The organism is Pelagibius sp. Alg239-R121 (genome assembly GCF_947331435.1).
GTDB lineage: Bacteria > Pseudomonadota > Alphaproteobacteria > Kiloniellales > Kiloniellaceae > Denitrobaculum.
This window is the reverse complement of record NZ_CAMZOF010000005.1, coordinates 478,343-496,237: the sequence shown is the minus strand read 5'-3', so window position 1 is coordinate 496,237 and position 17,895 is coordinate 478,343. Positions and strand designations below refer to the sequence as shown.

The following is a 17,895-nucleotide window of genomic DNA, read 5'->3' as shown; positions in this document are numbered from 1 at the left end:
GCTCCTCATCACAGCTCCTTGCGCAGGTTGACCACCCGCAGCAGTCCGGTAATCACGATGGCCATCACCGCGGTCAGGACCACACCAATCACCGCGGCAAAAGCCCATTTCAGAGAACCGACCTGGGTGACGATGATATTGCCGAGCAGGTTGACCTTGCGTCCGGATAGGGCGGCGGAGGTCGCAAACTCGCCCAGTACCATGACCGAGACAAAGATCGCTCCGACCACAACGCCCGGCAGGCTCAAGGGAAAAATGATTTTGCGGAAAATCGTGAAGGCATCCGCGCCGAGATCGCGGGCCGCCTCGAGCAGACTCTCGTCGATGCGGGCCAGCATGAATGCGATCGGCCCCACCATGAAGACGACGTAGATCTGCAGCATGCCGATCACGACCGAAAGTTCGGTGAACAGCAGCACCTCGATCGGCTCAGCGATCAGGCCGAATTTCTGCAGAACGATATTGATCGCTCCCTCCTTGCCGAGCATCGGCCGCCAGGCGAGAACCCGGATCAGAAACGACGTCCAGAAGGGAATAACGCAGGTGACAAGCAAAGCGGTCTGCACCGTCTTGTTGCGCACGAACTGACCGATGAAGAGCGCTGTCGGATAGCCGATAACAAACGTCAGTGCGAGCACGATCAACCAGATCCGGAGCGTACGAATCAAAGCACCGAAGTAGGTTTCCGAAGCGAAGAAAGTCACCCAGGATTTCGTGGTCAACTCCGAATTGATGGCAAAGGTCGTCTGGGTCCAGAAGCTGACGTAGACCATCATGATCAAGGGCACGACCAGGAACAGCAGCATCCAGAAAACACCTGGTGCCAGCAGCAAATACTGACCGTTACGGCGCCAGAAACTCTCTTTATGAGCGTCGCTCTTGATCTGTCGTTCGGCAACCGCGCTCATTGCAGTCTCCCCTCGGCAGCGGGCATATCGAGCAGCCGTCCATCGCCGCCGTACAGAAGCACCTGGCTCAGCGGCCAACTAAGCGCGCAAGTCTCGCCCTGTGCGTAATCCTCGGGATCGTCGCGGCTCAAATGGCGTTCGACTTCGAAGACCCCGCCGTCCGGCCGGCGAAAGAAGTAGATGACGCGCGATCCCATGAATTCGCTGGCGATGAATGCCGCCTCCATCGAGGCCATGCCGGACGCAATTTCCTCGCCGATCCCGCCGATCGCAACCTGATCAAAACGGATCACATAGTAACCGGCCACCTGCGCCGGTTCGGGAAGAGCGAGACGGCTATCGCCGTGTTGGAAGCCGCCGCCTTCGACCCGTCCAGGCAGGATGTTGTAGTTGTTGACGAGTTTCGCGACCGCGACCGTTGCCGGACGTGTGAACAGGCGATCGGGCGTGTCTACCTGAATGGCGCGGCCCTGATCCAACACGATTAGCCGGTCACCCATGGTCAGCGCCTCGGCTTCGTTACCGGTCACATGCATGAAGGTGACGCCCAGCGTTGCCCGGATGTGGCGCAGCTCAATCGTCATGCGTTCGCGAAGATTGGCGTCGAGCGCGCCCAGCGGTTCATCGAGCAGGCAGATTTTCGGTTCGGTCACGAGGGTGCGCGCAAGAGAGACGCGCTGCTTCTGACCACCGGAAATCTGTCCGACCATGCGATCGCCCAATCCGCTCAACCCGACAAGTTCGAGCATCGCGTCGCAGCGTCTGGCCACTTCGTGTTCGTCCTGTACCGGATCGACCAGACGGTAGCGCAAACCGAAGGACACGTTGTCCCGCACCGACATGTGGGGAAAGAGCGCATAGGTCTGCTGCACGAACCCAAGCCCGCGCAAATGACTGGGCTTTCCTGTGATGGCCTCGCCGTTCAGCGTGATGGAACCGGAATCGAGCCGATCCAGACCCGCAATCAGACGCAACAGTGTCGATTTTCCCGAACCGGACGGACCCAGAATCGTCAGGTACTCATCGTCCTGCACGTCGAGCGAAAAGTCGGCGATCGCCGGTCTGCCATCATAAGATTTCTCCAGACCCGACATCACCATCATCGTCAGCAGACTCCAAATAGAGGGAAAGCGCGACGTCTCGGCGTCACGCGGCAAAGATTGTGTCTTTCGTGTTCAAGAGTCAATTATTAATTATCAGAAAACTTGGAAATCCCTGTTTTTCCTTGGATTTTTTATCAAAATGAGTTATAAATTACACATTAAAAACGTACCTCGTGCACGAAATGCAATATTAAAGGTTGATAAAATAACCGTGGCAGATAGCATCGCGACCGGCTCTTCCTTTGAGCTTGATCAAGCAACCCCCCGTTACGCGGCCATTGAAAGTCTTATGGCCTCGGCGATCGAAAACGGTCGCCTCCCCGCCGGAACGGTGCTCACTGAGGAGCCAATTGCGCGGCTCTTCGGCACCAGCCGCACACCGGTCAGGACAGCGTTGGGGGATTTGCTCGAACGGGGCCTTTTGGCCCGCTTCGACGGCCGTGGTTTTGTGGTCCGGGGCACGGAGGGGACGGCCCCGGCGCGCACGCCCCTGACTCGGGAGATGTTCGGCCTGCCCGAGGACGAACCGATTCACCCCATGCCGGTGACGTCAGAGCGAATCGCCCGCGACTTTGAAACCAAGCTGATCCACGCCCTGCCCTTTGGACAGTTCCGGGTCAACGAGCAAGGCGTCGCGGATCACTACGACGTCAGCCGGACGGTCGTGCGCGAGCTGCTTTCACGCCTTCAGGACCGGGGTCTTGTGCAGAAGAACCGCCAGTCCCACTGGATCATCGGCCCCTTGACGGCGCGTGAGGTCGCGCATTATTTCGCCGTGCGTGGAAAGCTCGAACCTCTGGCACTGGCCGAAAGTGCGCCGCTGTTGCCGCCGCGGGAGGTCAAGGCCATGTGGCAGCGTCACGAAGCGGCCCTGGCCCAAGGACCGAACCTTGAGGCAGACGCATTGGAAGAGCTCGAGACCGACATCCATATTCGCCTGCTGGCCCGTTCACGCAATCCGCACCTGCTGCGTATGGTGCACCAGAGCCAGCTAGCGCTTGTGGTCAATCGCGTCTTTGCCTCCTTCGTCGGCGCCCAACCCTTTCAGGTCGCTCTGCGCGAACACGCGATCATTCTCGAATTCATCATGCGCGGCGCCTATCCGATGGCGGCGCAGGCACTGGAGGAACATCTGCGGTTATCGGCCGACCGCACACGCCAACGACTTATGGCGATCTCGGTCTTCCCGCAACCCGACCTGCCGTCTTATCTCAAATGGCGGGAGCCCTGACACTCTATGGCCGGGAGAACCAGTGACTGGAAGAATTGGCGTCTGGCAGAATCAGCGCCCGGAGAGGGCATGTTCCCATCGCCGGACCAGATAATTGTGCTCATCCATCACCGCATCCCAGACCACGATACGTGACATGCGCTGGCTGTAGGAACCACCCTCTCGTGCGTCACCCGGCGCATAGATCTCGCAGCCATCCGGATCAGTGATGGCGTCACGAGCCGGTTTGCCTTCATACCAAAAAGCCCATTCATTGGCAGACAGATGGGGGCGTACCGCTTCGGGGTTGGACATATAGGCGCCGTTGCGCGCCATCATCGCGCCCGCATAACCATCGAGCCACCAATTGAGGTATTCGTAGGCCGCATCAAGCACGCGGTCTTCGATATGCACCGAAAGAGCCATGCCACCGAACCAACCGCGATACCCCTCTTCAGGCGTGGCGACGACCACAGGCACGCCACGCGCGCGAAGTTTGATAACTCCCGACCACCAGAGACTGCCGATCACGGGCTTCTGCTCCTGCATGGCCGCCACTGCTTCGGCTTCGTCGGCCCAGTAGCGCCGGAAATGGCCACGCTTGCGATAGCCCCGCAACAGATCGGTCAGCCCTGCAATTTCCTCAAGCGACAGGTTACCGATATCCTCGGCATCAAATTCCCCACGAGCGCGGGCGGCCAACAGCATATCGAGACTGCCGATCGCCGCATCACTCTGCAGCACGGCCCGGCCGGCCCACTCCGGATCAAGCAGACTGCCCCAGCTGCTCAGTGCTTTGGGATCGGCACCGACCCCCGCAAAACTGTCGGCGTTGTGGACCGTCGGCAGCATGGAGATGAAATCCGACGGTGCATCGCCGAGAGAACCATCGAGTTGAACGTAGAGCCGCTTACTAGGGTCGCCACCACCCGCCGATCGATTGTGCGGCGAGAGCCGGCCCGTCTTCGGCAGGGCATTGATCTGCTCCCAGCGATCGATCCGGCTGACGTCGATTCCTTGAATCGAACCGGTCGGCCAAATCAGATCGATGTCGTGGAACCATTGATCGTAGACATCAAACGACTGCGGCGCCAAGACGCCACGACGCTGTGCTTCAGTGCCGTCGAGAGTGATGAAATCCAGGACAATGCCAAGGTCCTCTTGCGCCGCCTTCCGCAGAGGTTCGATCTGTGTGACCGAAGTTCCAAGAACGCGCAGCACCGGCTTTCCGGCACTCACTGCGGGCGCCGATGTGGGCGCCGGTTTCGAGGTTGAAACGGATTTACCCCCGGACACCGTTTCGACACTCATGCTTCGGCCACGCCGACGCATTGTGGAAAGCAGGAATGATCGGTTTCAGACATCGTTACGGCCTTCCTTCATCTTTAAAGCGGCACCGCAGGAACCATCAGTGTCAAGACATCAAGGCCACGATGCAAGAGAACACAGTCTCCAGAGCCTGGAGCATTCGCTTGGTGCAATTTTCCATTTAGCTTGGCCCGCTGGCATCCAGCCATTTCACGAATGACATGTGAGTATCTCGATCATTTAGCCGCTTAGACCATGACACCGCTTTAGCATACGGAACTTCAGAAGCAGAGACCCAGACATTGAGATAAAAGTTCCCCGAAAAGAAGAGATTTCGCTTCAACTTTTCGAGGGTGCGCACTGCGAGCTGATAAACGCGATTGCTATACTCTTCATGCCAATTGTCATCGTTGTCATCATCTTGACTCACTTCATACAGCTCGTGGATAGAATCTTGGATGGCATCCAACGCATCTGTGTTTACTTGGACGTCCCAGTTATCAGGGTTAAACAGCATTCCTCATCCGTACCGAATTCTCTGAAATCTTCCATACCGGATTGAGTGGCAACCCTTGGAGAAAAGGTGATTGCTGTTTCATCGGAAGAAATCGCAAAAGCTATAGCATTCTCTTTCCCGCACCTTTCAAGACATACAGTAAAGGCTTCCTCGGTCGCCTCAACCATCTTGTGTAATAGTTCTTCTTCATCCAGCACGATGCTTGATTGTTCCGATCAGAGTGAAAGCAATGATGCCTGATTAATGACACCTGATTAATGATACTACACGTGTCTTCCCCGCAAATGGCGATGTCAGCAGTGTGCGCTTCACGGTCACTTAGACCAGGCGAGGCAACCGGCAACATAGGCGCTGTCCGGCAGTTCGTTCTATAGCTCATCACTGACGAAAACGCGGATAAATTCGCAATGGCAGAATTTTTCCAGGAAAGAGGTCAACTGGACACCGGATGCCCATCGAACTGCTTCGCATTGTCACAGATTTCGTACCATGAGGGCTTTTCGGCGACAAACTCATGGAACTGGTTCTTCAAATCGAGTCCTCCATCGAGGGCATTTGCCGCAATTGGAAAGCTGTCTGCTTCCGACAATATCTCGCCAAGCGAAGTACCACAGTTCTTGCAGAAGCATCGGCCATACTTATAAGGGGACGTCGGCTCGAAAAGCCGCACGTAATCCTGTCCCTGAATCCACTTCAGGTCATCTTTCTTCACGAATACGATAGTGCTCGCGCCGACCTTGCGGCACCTCGAACAATGACAGGTCCCAATCATTGACGGTTCAGCCAAGAGTTGGAATTTGACCGCACCACAGCAGCAGCTACCACCAATCATCAAACGATCCTCTCTGGCAAAAAGCGATTCTCCACATGAGAACATTATGAGAACATATAAAGAGATTCAATGTCAAAAATAGGCTCGCTCCAGGCTAAAATTGTAATTTCACCGGACGTCCGACAGCATGGAATCTGCCTTTCTCTGTAGAGCTATCAGGTGACCGCTGTACAGGGCATAATGGACAGTTTGAGCGACTCGAACCTTGTCCGCTGACGATCAATTTCTGACTTAGTGCCATGGAGTATCGATGCGTGGCATACAGGTGCTCGATGTTCTCTATCATACCAGGCGGCACGAGATGTTCCTGTCGGAAACACACAAATTGTCCCTGCCCGAAATTCCTCACCAACCGAACCCGCAGAAACCCCAGACGGCGGCGAAGAGCTGATCTGTTTGGGTACCCGGTAAGCTGTGTTTCGCGCACGAGGGGCTGGAGCGGCATCAGTTCCGCAGTGTCCTACATGCGCGAACCAAAGCGGAAAGATATTCCCAAACGAGAGCAGGCACTGAGTTACGCTCGATTTGCCCACCATCTTCTTTTGCTATCCAGCTGTGTTCCTGCAGCGACGATCCGCGGCAACGAGGGCCTATGCTTTGATCCTTGTTTGAATATCTGTGCGGATTTCCTGCGCCATCTTCGACACTCTCTGAAGACCTTCGTCAAGGCGCCGAGCAGTGGCTTTGTCTTCCTTTTCAAAGAACTTTTCAAAATCTCCTTCAAGGCTCATTAGCAAGCCACGAATCTCATCGAACCTTTTCATATCGGCATCTCCGCTCCGGTGTGTTGACGTAATCTCCCCAATCATCGACCTATCCCGAAGTAGATTATCTTATCAAATTTGGTTGAAAGACCAACAGGCACCGGGGTGTTGCCTACTTGATCCGGCGCGTGCTAGGACTGCGATGCTTCATGGTTTCGGACAAGGACGACTTCGGATTACCGTCGTGGTCAAAATTATCGGGGGCCAGCCAAGCGGCGATGTTGGAACGCACTTCGGGCCACTCGTCGTCGAGGATCGAGTACCAGGCGGTGTCGCGGTTCTTGCCCTTAAAAATGAGGTTGTTGTAGAAGATTCCTTCGAAACGAAAGCCCAAGCGACGGGCAGCATTTCGGGATTTTACATTCAATGCATTGCACCGCCACTGCATCCGCCGATAACCCTGATCGTCCATGGCGTTGCAAAGCATCAGGTACAAAGCTTCGGTGGCGCCTCTCGTGCGTTGCAGTTCCGGCCCGAACCATATGTGCCCGATCTCGGTCACACCGTTCTGGGCGTTAATGTCTAGAAAGCTGGCCTGCCCGCAGGCGTTCCCCGAACCGTGCGAGCGGATGGCATAGAAGACTGGATCGAAGCTCGCCGATTGTGCACGCAGCGCGGCTTGATGGGACGCCACGTCGGGATAAGGACCGTAGGTGAGATAGTCCCAGATTTTCAAGGCGTCATCATTGCCGTGAGAGGCTTCGTATAGCTCACGTGCATGCCGGCTTGGGTCCAGCGGCTCCAAGGTTACATAGTCGCCTGCCAGCGGAACACGGCTGGGAATCAGGGCGGGAGGGAGCCTGCCGACCTGCGCGCCTGACAGAGGGCGGGGATAGATCTCTTCATAACCGGTTGGCCTTGTCACGACACAACTCCTCTTGAACGGATCATCTTTTTTTGGGGACCGCATTGTGGTTTCGCCAAAACAGGTGATCTCGCTCTCAATCATATGTTTAGGGTAGAGTCACCGAAACGACGGATCGCCCGGGGCGAACCCGCCTCACCTCGATCTACTCTATGCGTTCATTACATCAACACTGGCACCCGGTCCCTTTTTGGGGGTCCAGGCAGGCGCCAATCACTGTAACGCGGGTAGCAGTCTGCGCGATGAGAATGGCCCGGCAAAAGATCCATTCTTACGAAATGAACCATGCCATTACAGGTTCGGGCCATCGATGAAATCATCGGCTCGGCCATATAATTGAGAAGTGTAAGGGTGGCAATATGCCGCCCCTGTATTCCCTATCGGGGTGATTTTACCCGTGACAGTCTTGTAAGGCATCAAGCGAGACAGTCGGAGGGAACCTAATGAACGAACTGTTTTCAGCAAGAGCGAAAGAACTGCTGTCCCAAGTTGATAACGCGCGGTTGATTTCCGCACGCAGAAATCGACTTCAAAAGGAAATGCAACAAGCGGGTGTCGCCGCATGTCTATTCTTTCTTCCGGCAAACATTCGCTACGCGACTGGCGTCTCGGTAATGGATGTTCACTGTCTTGCGGCGTCCGAGCGATATTGCATCGTTGCTGCACATGGCGAACCGATACTGTTTGAATGGGATGCGGCTGTTAAGCGCTCAAAAGAAGTTGTGAGCGATGTTCGAAATGCACTCTGGTGGCAGTATCAGGGGAACCACGGAAAAGAACTTATCAGACAGTTTGTGAATGAAACCCTCTCCACGTTGAAGGAGTTAGGCGTAAATCGAACTGAAACTGTTGCCGTGGATAGAATGGATCAGAGTGCGCTGTTTGAGTTACAGAAAGCGGGATTGAACCTGGTCAGCGCAAGCCCTCTGACAGATGCGGCGCGAGAAATTAAAACTCAGGATGAAGTAACTTTGTTTCGCGTAAATGGTGAAATCGGCAGAGATATGCTTGCTGAGTTTGAGCTGGCAATCGCCCCGGGGGTTCGCGAAATCGACCTGTTAGGGGTTCTAACGAACGCACTCATCAGACGCGATGGAATTACGCTTTTCACAAGGTTGGTTTCTTCAGGCCAAAACTCTAATCCTTGGGGGACTGAAGCAACAAATAAGAAAGTTGAGGTCGGCGAGCTGGTAGCACTGGACACTGACGCCACTGGCTACGAAGGTTATGTGATCGATGTGTCGAGAACGTTTTTGTGCGGTGACGTCGTGCCCACGCCTGAACAGCGCCGTTGCTATAGCTTAGCCAAAGAACAGCTGCTGGCAATGCGACAAGCAGTAAGGCCGGGAAGATCCTATGCTGAATTTGCAAGCATGATTCCTCCCTTGCCGGAAGCGTTCAGACCACAGGCATATGAATGTGTCGTTCATGGTGCCGGATTGATGAATGAAGGCCCCGTCATCTATCAACCTTGGAACGAAAACAATCCACACGACAAGTTTCTCGAAGAGAACATGGTTCTCTGTCTTGAAGCATATGTTGGCCGTGACGGTGGGCCATGTGGAGTAAAACTGGAAGATCAAATCTTGGTCACCAGGGACGGTGGAGAAGTGCTGATTGATTACCCATTCGATGAACGGCTGAGCAACTAGACCCATACCCAATGACCTTATTTGCCCGCTACAAAGTACCATCCCAGTTGGCACCAGGCGGACACAACGGCAGCCTTTGCATTCTGTCCCGTTCCGCATTGAACATCGGACAGTCGAGTAAAGTACTTCGGAAGTCGGCGCTGGATCGAATTGAATCCTTACAACGAAGGGCTGGCACGTAAAAGGTCTTCAGTTCTTGTCAGTTCTCTCTCTAGAATCAGGCCCTATTGATCTGCCAGGACCTAAGAACAGAAAGGCGGATAATTCAGTCATTCCGTATCGAGGCGATACTTCAGAAATTTGGCGCCCTCGTAGTCGATCTCTCCGACAAATCTTGCTCCAAGCCTCGCAAGCCCTCCGAGATTTTTACGCGACGGTGGCAAGAGGAATGTCACGAAGGGGATCCGCTCATCGGCTATGGCAAACTCAATTGCCTTCCGAGAGATAGCCTTGCCAAGTCCAAAGGAATTGGGCTTCAACACCAACCCGTAATCCCACTCGTCGCCTTCTTTCTGAAATCCTCCCCATCCGACATAGCTGTCGTTACAGAGGATCGCCCAATGGCCAAGGCCATCGCGGCGCCAACACTCTTCTTTAGCTGCAACGAATTCGGTAACTCTGTCGCGGTCCCACTTGAATGTAAGAAGGGGCATGTGCTCCGCAACACGCTCGTCAGACATATGCGCGATGATCTCGTCAGGCGAAATGTCCGGCAATCGCGCGAAGGTAAGCTTGCGTTCAGTCTTGTTGGTCAATTCAGTGCTAATTCCGGTGATGATTGAATCCGCAATGCACTCAAACACACGTACAACAGTCAGACAAACGTTCAGCAGTCAAGCGTGCGGTCCAACCGCTGAAGAGCGAGACTCAGGGTCATGGACGGCGCATTAAAAAGTCTTGATAGGGTTCGTTCGGGCAGTTCGTTGCAAAACTCACCGACAACTTCGGCGCGGGACAAAGCCGATGATAACCTTGTGAGATCCTATCGGCCATCCAGGCCTACAGCCCGGCTTATTCGGACGCCGATGTCGGTCGCCTGATAGGTCGGTCGCAGTGGTCGTTTCGAAAGGTCTATATCGCGCCGAAGCCACTCCCGATCGTGAAGTTGGTACAAAGACTGCGACAGCGCGCGATCTGTCACCGACAAAAGTTTGGACTTTATTTCGGTGAAGTGTCGGGGCCTTCCAGTCACAGCAAGAATGGGAATTGTCCAAGATCGTCGCAGTATTGCAGTTTCGGCAGAGCCGGGCACGGCATCCGCTATTTTGCCCGCGATTTTTGCGATCTCTGCTCCTTTTGGTGTCAGTCGGTATTCGGGGCGCAATGGATGGCCATGTCCGGGATTTCTCTCCAACAAATCCAGATCGGTCAAATGCACTAAGCTTGCACTGAATGCGGTTCGGCTGGCCTGCGAAGCAGACAGAAGCGGAGCCTGTCTGCCCGTTATTCCTGCATACATTAGAGCCAATATGTTCAGCGACCACGCGCGTGACGTTACCTTGACAAGTGTTTCTATGTCCATAAAGTATAGTTAATATATTTTTAGTCAGCAGGAAAGTGCTATGCCTATTGTATCTTTGGATAACACCATCACCATCGCGATGTCGGTTCGAGATCGTCATCTTAGCGCTGAATGGTATGGCGATAAGCTCGGTTTCACTCTTCTCCATCACATCGATGAAGCGGGGTGGAGCGAGCTCCAAACCAAGACAGACAACGTGACTTTGGGTCTTGGTGAACAGGCGGAGCCAGCTCCGGGCAACATGGTTCCCGTCTTCGGCGTATCTGATATCGCCACCGCACGTTTAGACCTCGAAGCAGCGGGAGTTAGATTTGACGGCGCAACAGAAACCGTCGAAGGCATGGTAAGCACCGCAACGTTTTATGATCCGGATGGTAATGCTTTGATGCTTGCGCAAGACCTGTCTGCTGCTGGCTGAAGTCCAGGCGTGTTTGTCGGTTCGATGTTGCCACAAAAGGTAAACATGGGCATCAAGCCGACAAGGCACCGGTTCGGCGATGTGGAAACCCGCCTTTCACTCCACTCGCATGTACAGTCGAATGAGAGACTGGCGTCTGAGACTACTCCGAAACCGTAAAGCGTTCGATGTAGTCCCGATCCGGTTCGATGCCGAGGCCGGCGCCGGTCGGGACCTGGACCATACCGCCTGTCGACTTGACCTGACCCTGGATGTCCAGCGGCTCCTTCAGAAGCTCATCGCGGAACTTGTTGTCCGTGGTGTCGAACTCGAGGTAGGGCTGCCAAGGATGGAGGCCGCCGGGCATGGCGGGAATTGCTGCCAGGAGCTGGAGGTTTGCCGCAACTGATACCGCAGACCCCCAGACGTGGTTGATCACTGGCGTGAAATGGGCGTGACAGAGCGTCAGGACACGCAGGTACTCGGTGATCCCGCCCAGGCCGCAGACTTCGGGCTGTGCGATGTCGAGGCCACGGTTCTCCAAGAGTTGACGCCAACCCCAGCGGCCGAACTCCGCCTCGCCGCCCGAGATGTTGATGCTGAGTCCGGCCCTAAGCTCCCGATAACCGTCGAGATCTTCTGGCGCAACAGGTTCCTCGAACCAATAGGGCTCGAGCTCCTCCAGTGCGCGTCCCACATAAAAGGCGTCCGAGGTCGTGTAGCAATGGTTGGCATCGACCATAAAAGGAAAGTCATCGCCAACGCCCCGGCGCACGGCCTGACAGAGTTTCACGTCGTTCTTCGGGCCGAGCCCCACCTTCATCTTGGCGGCGGTAAATCCCATGTCTTTGATTGCTGCAGCTTCGTCGGCGAAGCGCGCGATGTGATCTTCCAGACTCTCGCGTTTCAGCATCATGCCATAGCCATAGGCCCTGACCTCGCGCCGATGCGCGCCGCCGATCAGCTTGTGGACCGGCAGACCGGCGACCTTGCCCGCGATATCCCAAAGCGCGATATCGACCCCCGAGAGCGACTGGATCGGCATTCCCTTCTGCCCGTGGTCGCGGGTCATGTTATAGACCTTGTGCCAAATGACATCCCGGTCCAAAGGGTCATCGCCAAGGATCATCGGCTGGATGACCTTTTCGACGATTCCCTTGTTGGCCAGGGCGATATTGCCCGGACCAAAGCATTCGCCCCAGCCGGTCACGCCTTCGTCGGTTTCCACCTCGACCAGATGCGCCGTGCGCTTGGCGTAATAGAGTTGGGAATAGCCCAACTCTTCGGGCAAGTCATAAGCCAGAACATGACTCTTAACTGCGGTGATCTTCATGCGGACCTCCGATTCAAGGCGCGATCGGTCCGCTTGACCGCAAGAGGAGGCATGCCGTGCCGGACTTGAGCAATCCTGCCCATATGCATCTTGTTTGGATATTCCATGAGCGGCCTCAATCAAATAGCGTTTCAATGTTGGTCTTGATGCTGTCGCCGATGTAAAGCGCCAGCGCCTGAATTGTCGAGGTCGGGTTGACCGCTCCCGCCGTCACGAAGATCGAGCCATCGACGATGAAGAGGTTCTTCACGTCGTGGCTTCGCCCCCAGCCGTTCACCACGGAGGTCTCGGGGTTGTCGCCCATCCGGCAGGTACCCATCTGATGCCAGCCCGCGCGCCACCATACCTTGTCGTCGCTTTTTCCCAAGATCCTGCGCGCGCCCGCCGCCAGCAGTAATTCGGTCGCCCGTTCCTCGCCGTGCTTCAGCATCTTGCGGGTGTTTTCGCCAAGCCTGTAGGTGATCTTGGGCGCCGGAATACCATCGCTGTCGGTCAGTTCAGGATCGAGCGTGACACGATTGTGCTCTTCCGGCAGGTCTTCGCTCACCACTGTCAATCCGGCGAGATAGGGATAGACATTGTCCATGATCTCACGATGTTCGGCCCCCCAGGGTATCGGATTGTCGATGCCATAGCCGCCAAGAGCGTATGTCATGGGCGTCGTGGAGCGACCTGAATGCAACCCGTAACCCCGCACGAAACCACGTGAGGGATCGGATTCATAAAACTCCTGGCTGAGGATCGAACAGGCCATCGGCCCCTCGTGCCCCTTCATCGGTTCATCGAAGACGCCCACAACTCCGGTCAGCGGGTGGAACATCAGATTCTTGCCTACCATCCCGGACCGGTTCGCAAGACCATCGGGAAAGAGCTTTGAGCTGGAGTTGAGAAGCAGGCGCGGTGTGCCGACGCCATTGCAGGCGACGACTACCAGCTCAGCCTTCTGTTCGTGCAGTTGCCCGTCCGGCCCGTGATAGAGCACGCCCTTGGCGAAGCCCGTGTTCTCGTCCACCTGGATCTCGCGCACGCGGCATTCGGTGCGAAGCTCGACACCCGCGCTTTCCAGCATCGGCCAATAGGTAAAGTTGGTGCCGCCCTTTGCGCCCGCCGCACAGCCCAGATCACAGGTGCCCGCATTCACGCATTTCTGACGGCCATCGCGATCCTGACTGAGGATCGAGACGTCGGACGGCCACCAGTGCCAGCCCATTTCGTTGAACCCCTTGGCCAGTGTCTGACCCAGCTTGCCGATCGGAATTGGCGGCAAGGGAGGCGTGTACTCCGGATAACCCGGGTTTCCACCGAGGCCGGATACGCCCGTGTTCTGATCGTTGATGTCATAAAAAGGGGCCAGTGTGTGATAATCGACCGGCCAGTCTTCGCCAACGCCGTCCAGCGTCCTGGTACGGAAGTCCGAGGGCTTCATCCGCGGCCAGTGGCCCAGGAAGTTGATGGTCGAACCGCCGACGCCGTTCCAGTTGACCGGCGTGATGCAGCTGTCCTGCGAATTGATCGGATAGTCCTGCTTCAGTTGTCTTACATTCGGATCGCAGGAGAACTCGGCATAGCGCGCGAGTTCGTAGTCCTCTCGGCGGGACGGAAAATCCTGGTCGCTCAGGTGGGCGCCCTGCTCCAGGCAGAGGATCCGCATCCGGGTTTCCAGAAGCGACCAGGCAATGGCGGCGCCGGAGGCACCAGCGCCAATGATCAAAACGTCAACCGGCTCGTTTGCCATATCAGGGCCCCTGGGTCAGCGCGCCGGATCGCGATAGAAGGGGCCGCGCGCCCGGACCGGCGCGGTCAACTCCGCTATCACTTCCGGAGGCTCGGGCGGAACGCCATAGCCTTCAGGGTGAACCGGGTGCTCGCCAACGCCGAAGCACGCACGCATGTCGGGGCGGCTGTAATAGCCTTTGTAAGTCGCAATCAGCAGCTTTTTGAATTCGCGGGGCAGAGCAGCCTCCAGCTGTCGGACGACATCGGGAGACGTGCCGCCCTCCAACTTTGCCGCCTTGGCGAGCAGCGCTGATACGGCCGCGCAAAGATCGGAATTCTGGTTGGCCTCGGCTGTGAGGAAGTCGGCGATCCCAAGCTCGCCCGCAGCCGGGATGTTTCGGTCCCGGTTCGCCGGTATGAGTTGATCGAGGATGGCGTCCAGCTGCGTGCGCTCTCTTCCAGTCCAGTTTTCCATCATCCGCAACTCCTATCGTCCTCCATTGCTGCCCGAGCGGGACACCGCATCAATTGCCACGGCCAGTAAAAGAATGGCGCCCGAGACCATCAGCTTGTCGGCCGCACTTGCCCCGGTCAGATCCAGCCCATTGCCGAGCGAGCCGATGACCAGCGCGCCTAAAATCGCGTTCCAGACCGATCCCCGCCCACCGAAAAGCGAAGTGCCTCCAATCACGGCCGCGCCGATGGCTTCCAATAACAGCGAGCCGCCGGCGAACGCGGTGTAGGAAACCGAACCAAAACGCGAGGCCCCGAAGATGCCACCGATGGCGGCCATGAGGCCCACGATGCCAAATGCTGCGACGCGGATACGTTTTACTTTCATGCCGACGCGGCGCGCAGATTCCGGATTGCCACCGACCGCAAACAACGAGCGCCCAAAGGGGGTCGATGTTGTAATCCATCCCAGCAATGCGGTGATGCCTACAAGAAGAACCAGCAAAAGCGGCAGGGAACGGTAAGCGTTTAAGGTAAGAATGATGGTGATGACGAGACCCGAGAAAACGATCACTTGCCCCCAGAGCGCGAGGGGCGCGTCAAGCTCCAGGCCGCGCGCCTTCCGCTGCGCTTGTTTGCGCAGATTAAGTGTGGCGAAAGCCGCGACACAGATCAGGCCGATTGCAAGGCCCCACAAGTCGGGGATCAGAACACGGGCGATGCCGCGGACAAATTCATCGCCGACATTGAGGTTCCCGGTCGGCAGAATCTTCTGCATCAACCCCTGATATCCGAGCAAACCGGCAAGAGTCACAACGAAGGATGGGATGCCCACGTAGGCCACTAAAAGACCCTGTGCCGCGCCCATAACGATGCCTGCCGCCATCACCATCACACAGGCCAACCAGCCCGGTACGCCCGCCAGAACGAGAACGCCAAGAAGAGCCGCGCAAACGCCTGCGGTCGCGGCGGCGGAGAGGTCGATATCGCCCAAAAGCAGGACGATCGTGATTCCAACAGCCAGCGTCGCAATCACGGCGGACTGCATGAACAGGTTGTAGATGTTACGGGGGCTGAGAAAGATCGAGCGGAAGCTCTCGGCCTCGCCCGACAGCAAATCATAGAACGGCAGGGCCAGTCCAAAATAGGCCCAAATCGCCGCCAACGCCAAAAGTACGGGCACGAAGGCCCCAAACCGGGTTTCGCGCATGGCCCGAAAACGGTCGAGAAAGGAAAGCTGGGCTTCAGGCTGCATTGTTTGCCCCGTCATCACGACTTGCCCCATCATCAAGGCCGCGCGTCATGGCAGCGACAATCTTGTCCGGATCCGTCTCTGACGTGGTGTAAGTGGCGACATTGCCGCCGTGGCGCAGGACGCATATGCGGTCTGAAACCTCAAATATGTCCCGCATGTTGTGCGATATATAGACAACCGCGTGGCCCGTCTCGCGCAGGCGTTTCACGACCTCGAGCACCTGTTTTGTCTGAGCGACACCGAGAGCGGCGGTCGGCTCGTCCAGCATCACGACTGTGCTTTCGGCTCCGACGGCCCGCGCGATGGCAATGGCCTGACGTTGCCCGCCCGACAGCCCGCCGACCTTGTTCCGGACCGATTGCAGCGTCCGCACCTCGAGCCGGTCAATGGCCTTCCTTGCCTTCAATTCCATCTGCAGCTCATCGAGCGGCTGTAGAATGTGCGGCAGAAATCCCCATCCGGGCTTAACCAGCTCTGCGCCAAGCGACAGGTTTGCCGCCACGTCGAGATTCTCGCAAAGCGCCAGATCCTGATAAACGATCTGAATGCCCAGATCGGTTGCGTCGTTCGGGCTGCCGATGGTCACTGGCTGGCCATCAAGGAAGAACTGTCCCTCGTCGGCGGTGTAGGCCCCAGCCAGAACCTTCATCAGCGTGGATTTGCCCGCACCGTTATCCCCCACCAGCGCCATGACTTCACCACGCGCCACCTCGAAGTCGACGCTGCGCAAGGCATGGACACCGCCGAAGCGCTTTTGAATACCCTCAACACGAAGGTGGGTTGGCGGAGGGTGGGCCGGTGGAGCATCACGCCCCACCGGTTTATTTTCCAAAGACATTGAGCCGTCTTATTTGCAGAAATTCGTCGCTGCGGCTTCACCCTGACAGATCATGTCTTTGGTGATCGACGGATCGTTTTCGACCACATAGGCAACGCCGTCTGCTCCGACAGCCGAGTAGGAACCGACCGGCACATAGGCCACTTCAGCGCCGACGCCGTTCTTGACGGTTTGCGAGGCCAGATCCGAGAAGTCTTTGCCATTGACCAGACGCACGGTCACTTTTGCCGCTGCCTCGGCCATGTCGGCAAGAGGACGCCAGCCGCACTGGGTCTGTTTGCCGAGCAGCATCAACTGTTGCGCCTGCACCGTGCAATCCAGGCCCGAGACCGGAACACTGCCTGCCATGCCTTGTTCTTCCATCGCCGCAATGGCGGCGCCTGCGTTGCCGTCATTCGAAGACACAACGCCCTGCACGTTGTTGTTCAATTTGGTCAGCGCCTGATCCATTGAGCGCCGTGCAATCGCCGGATCCCAGCCCTGCGTCCAGTTCTCGTAACCCATGACCCGTTTGCCGCTCTCGTAAAGCGGGGTCAGGGCGCGAAGTTGACCGTTATGGATGACGGCGGCATTGGGATCGGTGGGCGAGCCCTTGAGCATGACGAGCGTGTCACCGTCTTTGGTGTTCTCGATCACGTGCATCGCCTGATCAAATCCCATGCCTTCCAGATCGGCCTGCACCCAGAACGTGGTGTTGGGTGAGTTGATCATCCGGTCATAGGCGATCGTCGGCACGCCTTCCTCGGCTGCCGTATCTGCGATGATGGCCGAGCTTTCGCCGTCAATCGGAATGACGACCAACACCTTTGCGCCCTGCGTCAACGCCTGTTCGGCCTGCCGCTGCTGCACAGATGTGTCGTTGTTGGCGTTGAAAACTTCGACTTTGATCTCTGGCGCAATCTTGCCCATCGTCGCGACGAATGCGGCGGCGTCCTGCTGCTCCCAACGCGGGTTCACGTTCTCGGGAAGAAGCAAGGCGACCATGTCGGCCGAGGCCACGCCGGACATGGCGACAGTTGCGGCAGTGGTTGCAAGCAACCCTTTCATAACATTGGAAAACATCATATCCTCCTGGAAGGTTCATCAGGCGTCTTCGCGCCGGTTGTATCTGGTGGTTAAATCTCCCCATCTCGGGATTTTGAGTGCGTTGCGAGCCTGGTTCAGCTCTGGCTCGTAACGCGGCCACGCAATCCGCCACCAAGTCGGATTCGTGGATTGTATT

Annotated in this window: 20 protein-coding genes; 4 read left to right on the top strand and 16 right to left on the bottom strand. The window is 56.7% G+C overall.

Annotated features, from left to right (window positions below):
• Window positions 1-8 precede the first annotated feature (8 nt).
• Together QMZ18_RS18630 and QMZ18_RS18625 are read right to left on the bottom strand one after the other, a co-directional pair.
• Window positions 9-908, bottom strand: a complete 900-nt coding sequence (locus QMZ18_RS18630) for an ABC transporter permease (RefSeq protein ID WP_282607834.1) — start codon at window positions 906-908, stop codon at window positions 9-11.
• Window positions 905-2,011, bottom strand: a complete 1,107-nt coding sequence (locus QMZ18_RS18625; protein ID WP_282607833.1) for an ABC transporter ATP-binding protein — start codon at window positions 2,009-2,011, stop codon at window positions 905-907. Before QMZ18_RS18625 ends, QMZ18_RS18630 begins: the two co-directional genes overlap by 4 nt.
• Window positions 2,012-2,222: 211 nt before the next feature.
• Here QMZ18_RS18625 and QMZ18_RS18620 point away from each other — a divergent pair, with 211 nt between their 5' ends.
• Window positions 2,223-3,242 (top strand): GntR family transcriptional regulator, encoded by a 1,020-nt coding sequence (locus QMZ18_RS18620; protein ID WP_282607832.1) that lies wholly within the window; start codon window positions 2,223-2,225, stop codon window positions 3,240-3,242.
• Between the two features lie 51 nt (window positions 3,243-3,293).
• Here QMZ18_RS18620 and QMZ18_RS18615 read toward each other — a convergent pair whose 3' ends face one another.
• The 4 genes from QMZ18_RS18615 to QMZ18_RS18600 all read right to left on the bottom strand — a co-directional run bounded on the left by QMZ18_RS18615 (window position 3,294) and on the right by QMZ18_RS18600 (window position 5,818).
• Complete coding sequence (locus QMZ18_RS18615) at window positions 3,294-4,532, bottom strand: PotD/PotF family extracellular solute-binding protein (RefSeq protein WP_282607831.1); 1,239 nt, start codon at window positions 4,530-4,532, stop codon at window positions 3,294-3,296.
• A gap of 178 nt (window positions 4,533-4,710) precedes the next feature.
• Window positions 4,711-5,046, bottom strand: a complete 336-nt coding sequence (locus tag QMZ18_RS18610; protein ID WP_282607830.1) for a hypothetical protein — start codon at window positions 5,044-5,046, stop codon at window positions 4,711-4,713.
• Window positions 5,010-5,243, bottom strand: coding sequence for a hypothetical protein (locus QMZ18_RS18605; protein WP_282607829.1), 234 nt, complete (start codon window positions 5,241-5,243; stop codon window positions 5,010-5,012). Before QMZ18_RS18605 ends, QMZ18_RS18610 begins: the two co-directional genes overlap by 37 nt.
• A 236-nt stretch (window positions 5,244-5,479) precedes the next feature.
• On the bottom strand, window positions 5,480-5,818 hold the full coding sequence (locus tag QMZ18_RS18600; protein WP_282607917.1) for a GFA family protein: 339 nt from the start codon (window positions 5,816-5,818) through the stop codon (window positions 5,480-5,482).
• 310 nt (window positions 5,819-6,128) lie between these two features.
• Here QMZ18_RS18600 and QMZ18_RS18595 point away from each other — a divergent pair, with 310 nt between their 5' ends.
• Complete coding sequence (locus QMZ18_RS18595) at window positions 6,129-6,269, top strand: hypothetical protein (protein ID WP_282607828.1); 141 nt, start codon at window positions 6,129-6,131, stop codon at window positions 6,267-6,269.
• Between the two features lie 199 nt (window positions 6,270-6,468).
• Here the strand turns inward: QMZ18_RS18595 and QMZ18_RS18590 are convergent, their stop codons facing one another.
• Window positions 6,469-6,642, bottom strand: coding sequence for a hypothetical protein (locus QMZ18_RS18590; RefSeq protein WP_282607827.1), 174 nt, complete (start codon window positions 6,640-6,642; stop codon window positions 6,469-6,471).
• Between the two features lie 112 nt (window positions 6,643-6,754).
• A complete protein-coding gene (locus tag QMZ18_RS18585; RefSeq protein WP_282607826.1) occupies window positions 6,755-7,507 on the bottom strand; it encodes a GNAT family N-acetyltransferase in 753 nt (250 codons plus the stop codon).
• A 443-nt stretch (window positions 7,508-7,950) separates the two neighbouring features.
• On the opposite strand from QMZ18_RS18585, the gene QMZ18_RS18580 reads away from it, so the two are divergent.
• Window positions 7,951-9,159 (top strand): Xaa-Pro peptidase family protein, encoded by a 1,209-nt coding sequence (locus QMZ18_RS18580; RefSeq protein WP_282607825.1) that lies wholly within the window; start codon window positions 7,951-7,953, stop codon window positions 9,157-9,159.
• Between the two features lie 269 nt (window positions 9,160-9,428).
• Here the strand turns inward: QMZ18_RS18580 and QMZ18_RS18575 are convergent, their stop codons facing one another.
• Window positions 9,429-9,914, bottom strand: a complete 486-nt coding sequence (locus QMZ18_RS18575) for a GNAT family N-acetyltransferase (RefSeq protein WP_282607824.1) — start codon at window positions 9,912-9,914, stop codon at window positions 9,429-9,431.
• A gap of 227 nt (window positions 9,915-10,141) precedes the next feature.
• On the bottom strand, window positions 10,142-10,681 hold the full coding sequence (locus tag QMZ18_RS37090) for a winged helix-turn-helix transcriptional regulator (RefSeq protein WP_282607823.1): 540 nt from the start codon (window positions 10,679-10,681) through the stop codon (window positions 10,142-10,144).
• Between the two features lie 40 nt (window positions 10,682-10,721).
• On the opposite strand from QMZ18_RS37090, the gene QMZ18_RS18565 reads away from it, so the two are divergent.
• On the top strand, window positions 10,722-11,099 hold the full coding sequence (locus QMZ18_RS18565; RefSeq protein ID WP_282607822.1) for a VOC family protein: 378 nt from the start codon (window positions 10,722-10,724) through the stop codon (window positions 11,097-11,099).
• 142 nt (window positions 11,100-11,241) lie between these two features.
• Here the strand turns inward: QMZ18_RS18565 and QMZ18_RS18560 are convergent, their stop codons facing one another.
• The 6 genes from QMZ18_RS18560 to QMZ18_RS18535 form a co-directional block, all read right to left on the bottom strand.
• The gene (locus QMZ18_RS18560) at window positions 11,242-12,411 is read right to left on the bottom strand and encodes a mandelate racemase/muconate lactonizing enzyme family protein (protein ID WP_282607821.1); all 1,170 of its coding nucleotides are present in this window, start codon (window positions 12,409-12,411) and stop codon (window positions 11,242-11,244) included.
• Between the two features lie 115 nt (window positions 12,412-12,526).
• Window positions 12,527-14,146, bottom strand: coding sequence for a GMC family oxidoreductase (locus QMZ18_RS18555; RefSeq protein WP_282607820.1), 1,620 nt, complete (start codon window positions 14,144-14,146; stop codon window positions 12,527-12,529).
• A 15-nt stretch (window positions 14,147-14,161) separates the two neighbouring features.
• Complete coding sequence (locus tag QMZ18_RS18550; RefSeq protein WP_282607819.1) at window positions 14,162-14,605, bottom strand: hypothetical protein; 444 nt, start codon at window positions 14,603-14,605, stop codon at window positions 14,162-14,164.
• Between the two features lie 9 nt (window positions 14,606-14,614).
• Complete coding sequence (locus QMZ18_RS18545) at window positions 14,615-15,850, bottom strand: sugar ABC transporter permease (RefSeq protein ID WP_282607818.1); 1,236 nt, start codon at window positions 15,848-15,850, stop codon at window positions 14,615-14,617.
• Window positions 15,825-16,673, bottom strand: coding sequence for an ATP-binding cassette domain-containing protein (locus tag QMZ18_RS18540; RefSeq protein ID WP_282607817.1), 849 nt, complete (start codon window positions 16,671-16,673; stop codon window positions 15,825-15,827). The genes QMZ18_RS18545 and QMZ18_RS18540 overlap by 26 nt, the downstream gene beginning before the upstream one ends.
• Window positions 16,674-16,682: 9 nt before the next feature.
• Window positions 16,683-17,735 carry a sugar ABC transporter substrate-binding protein gene (locus QMZ18_RS18535; RefSeq protein ID WP_282607816.1) on the bottom strand — a complete coding sequence of 351 codons (1,053 nt, stop codon included), beginning with the start codon at window positions 17,733-17,735 and terminating at the stop codon, window positions 16,683-16,685.
• Window positions 17,736-17,895 lie beyond the last annotated feature (160 nt).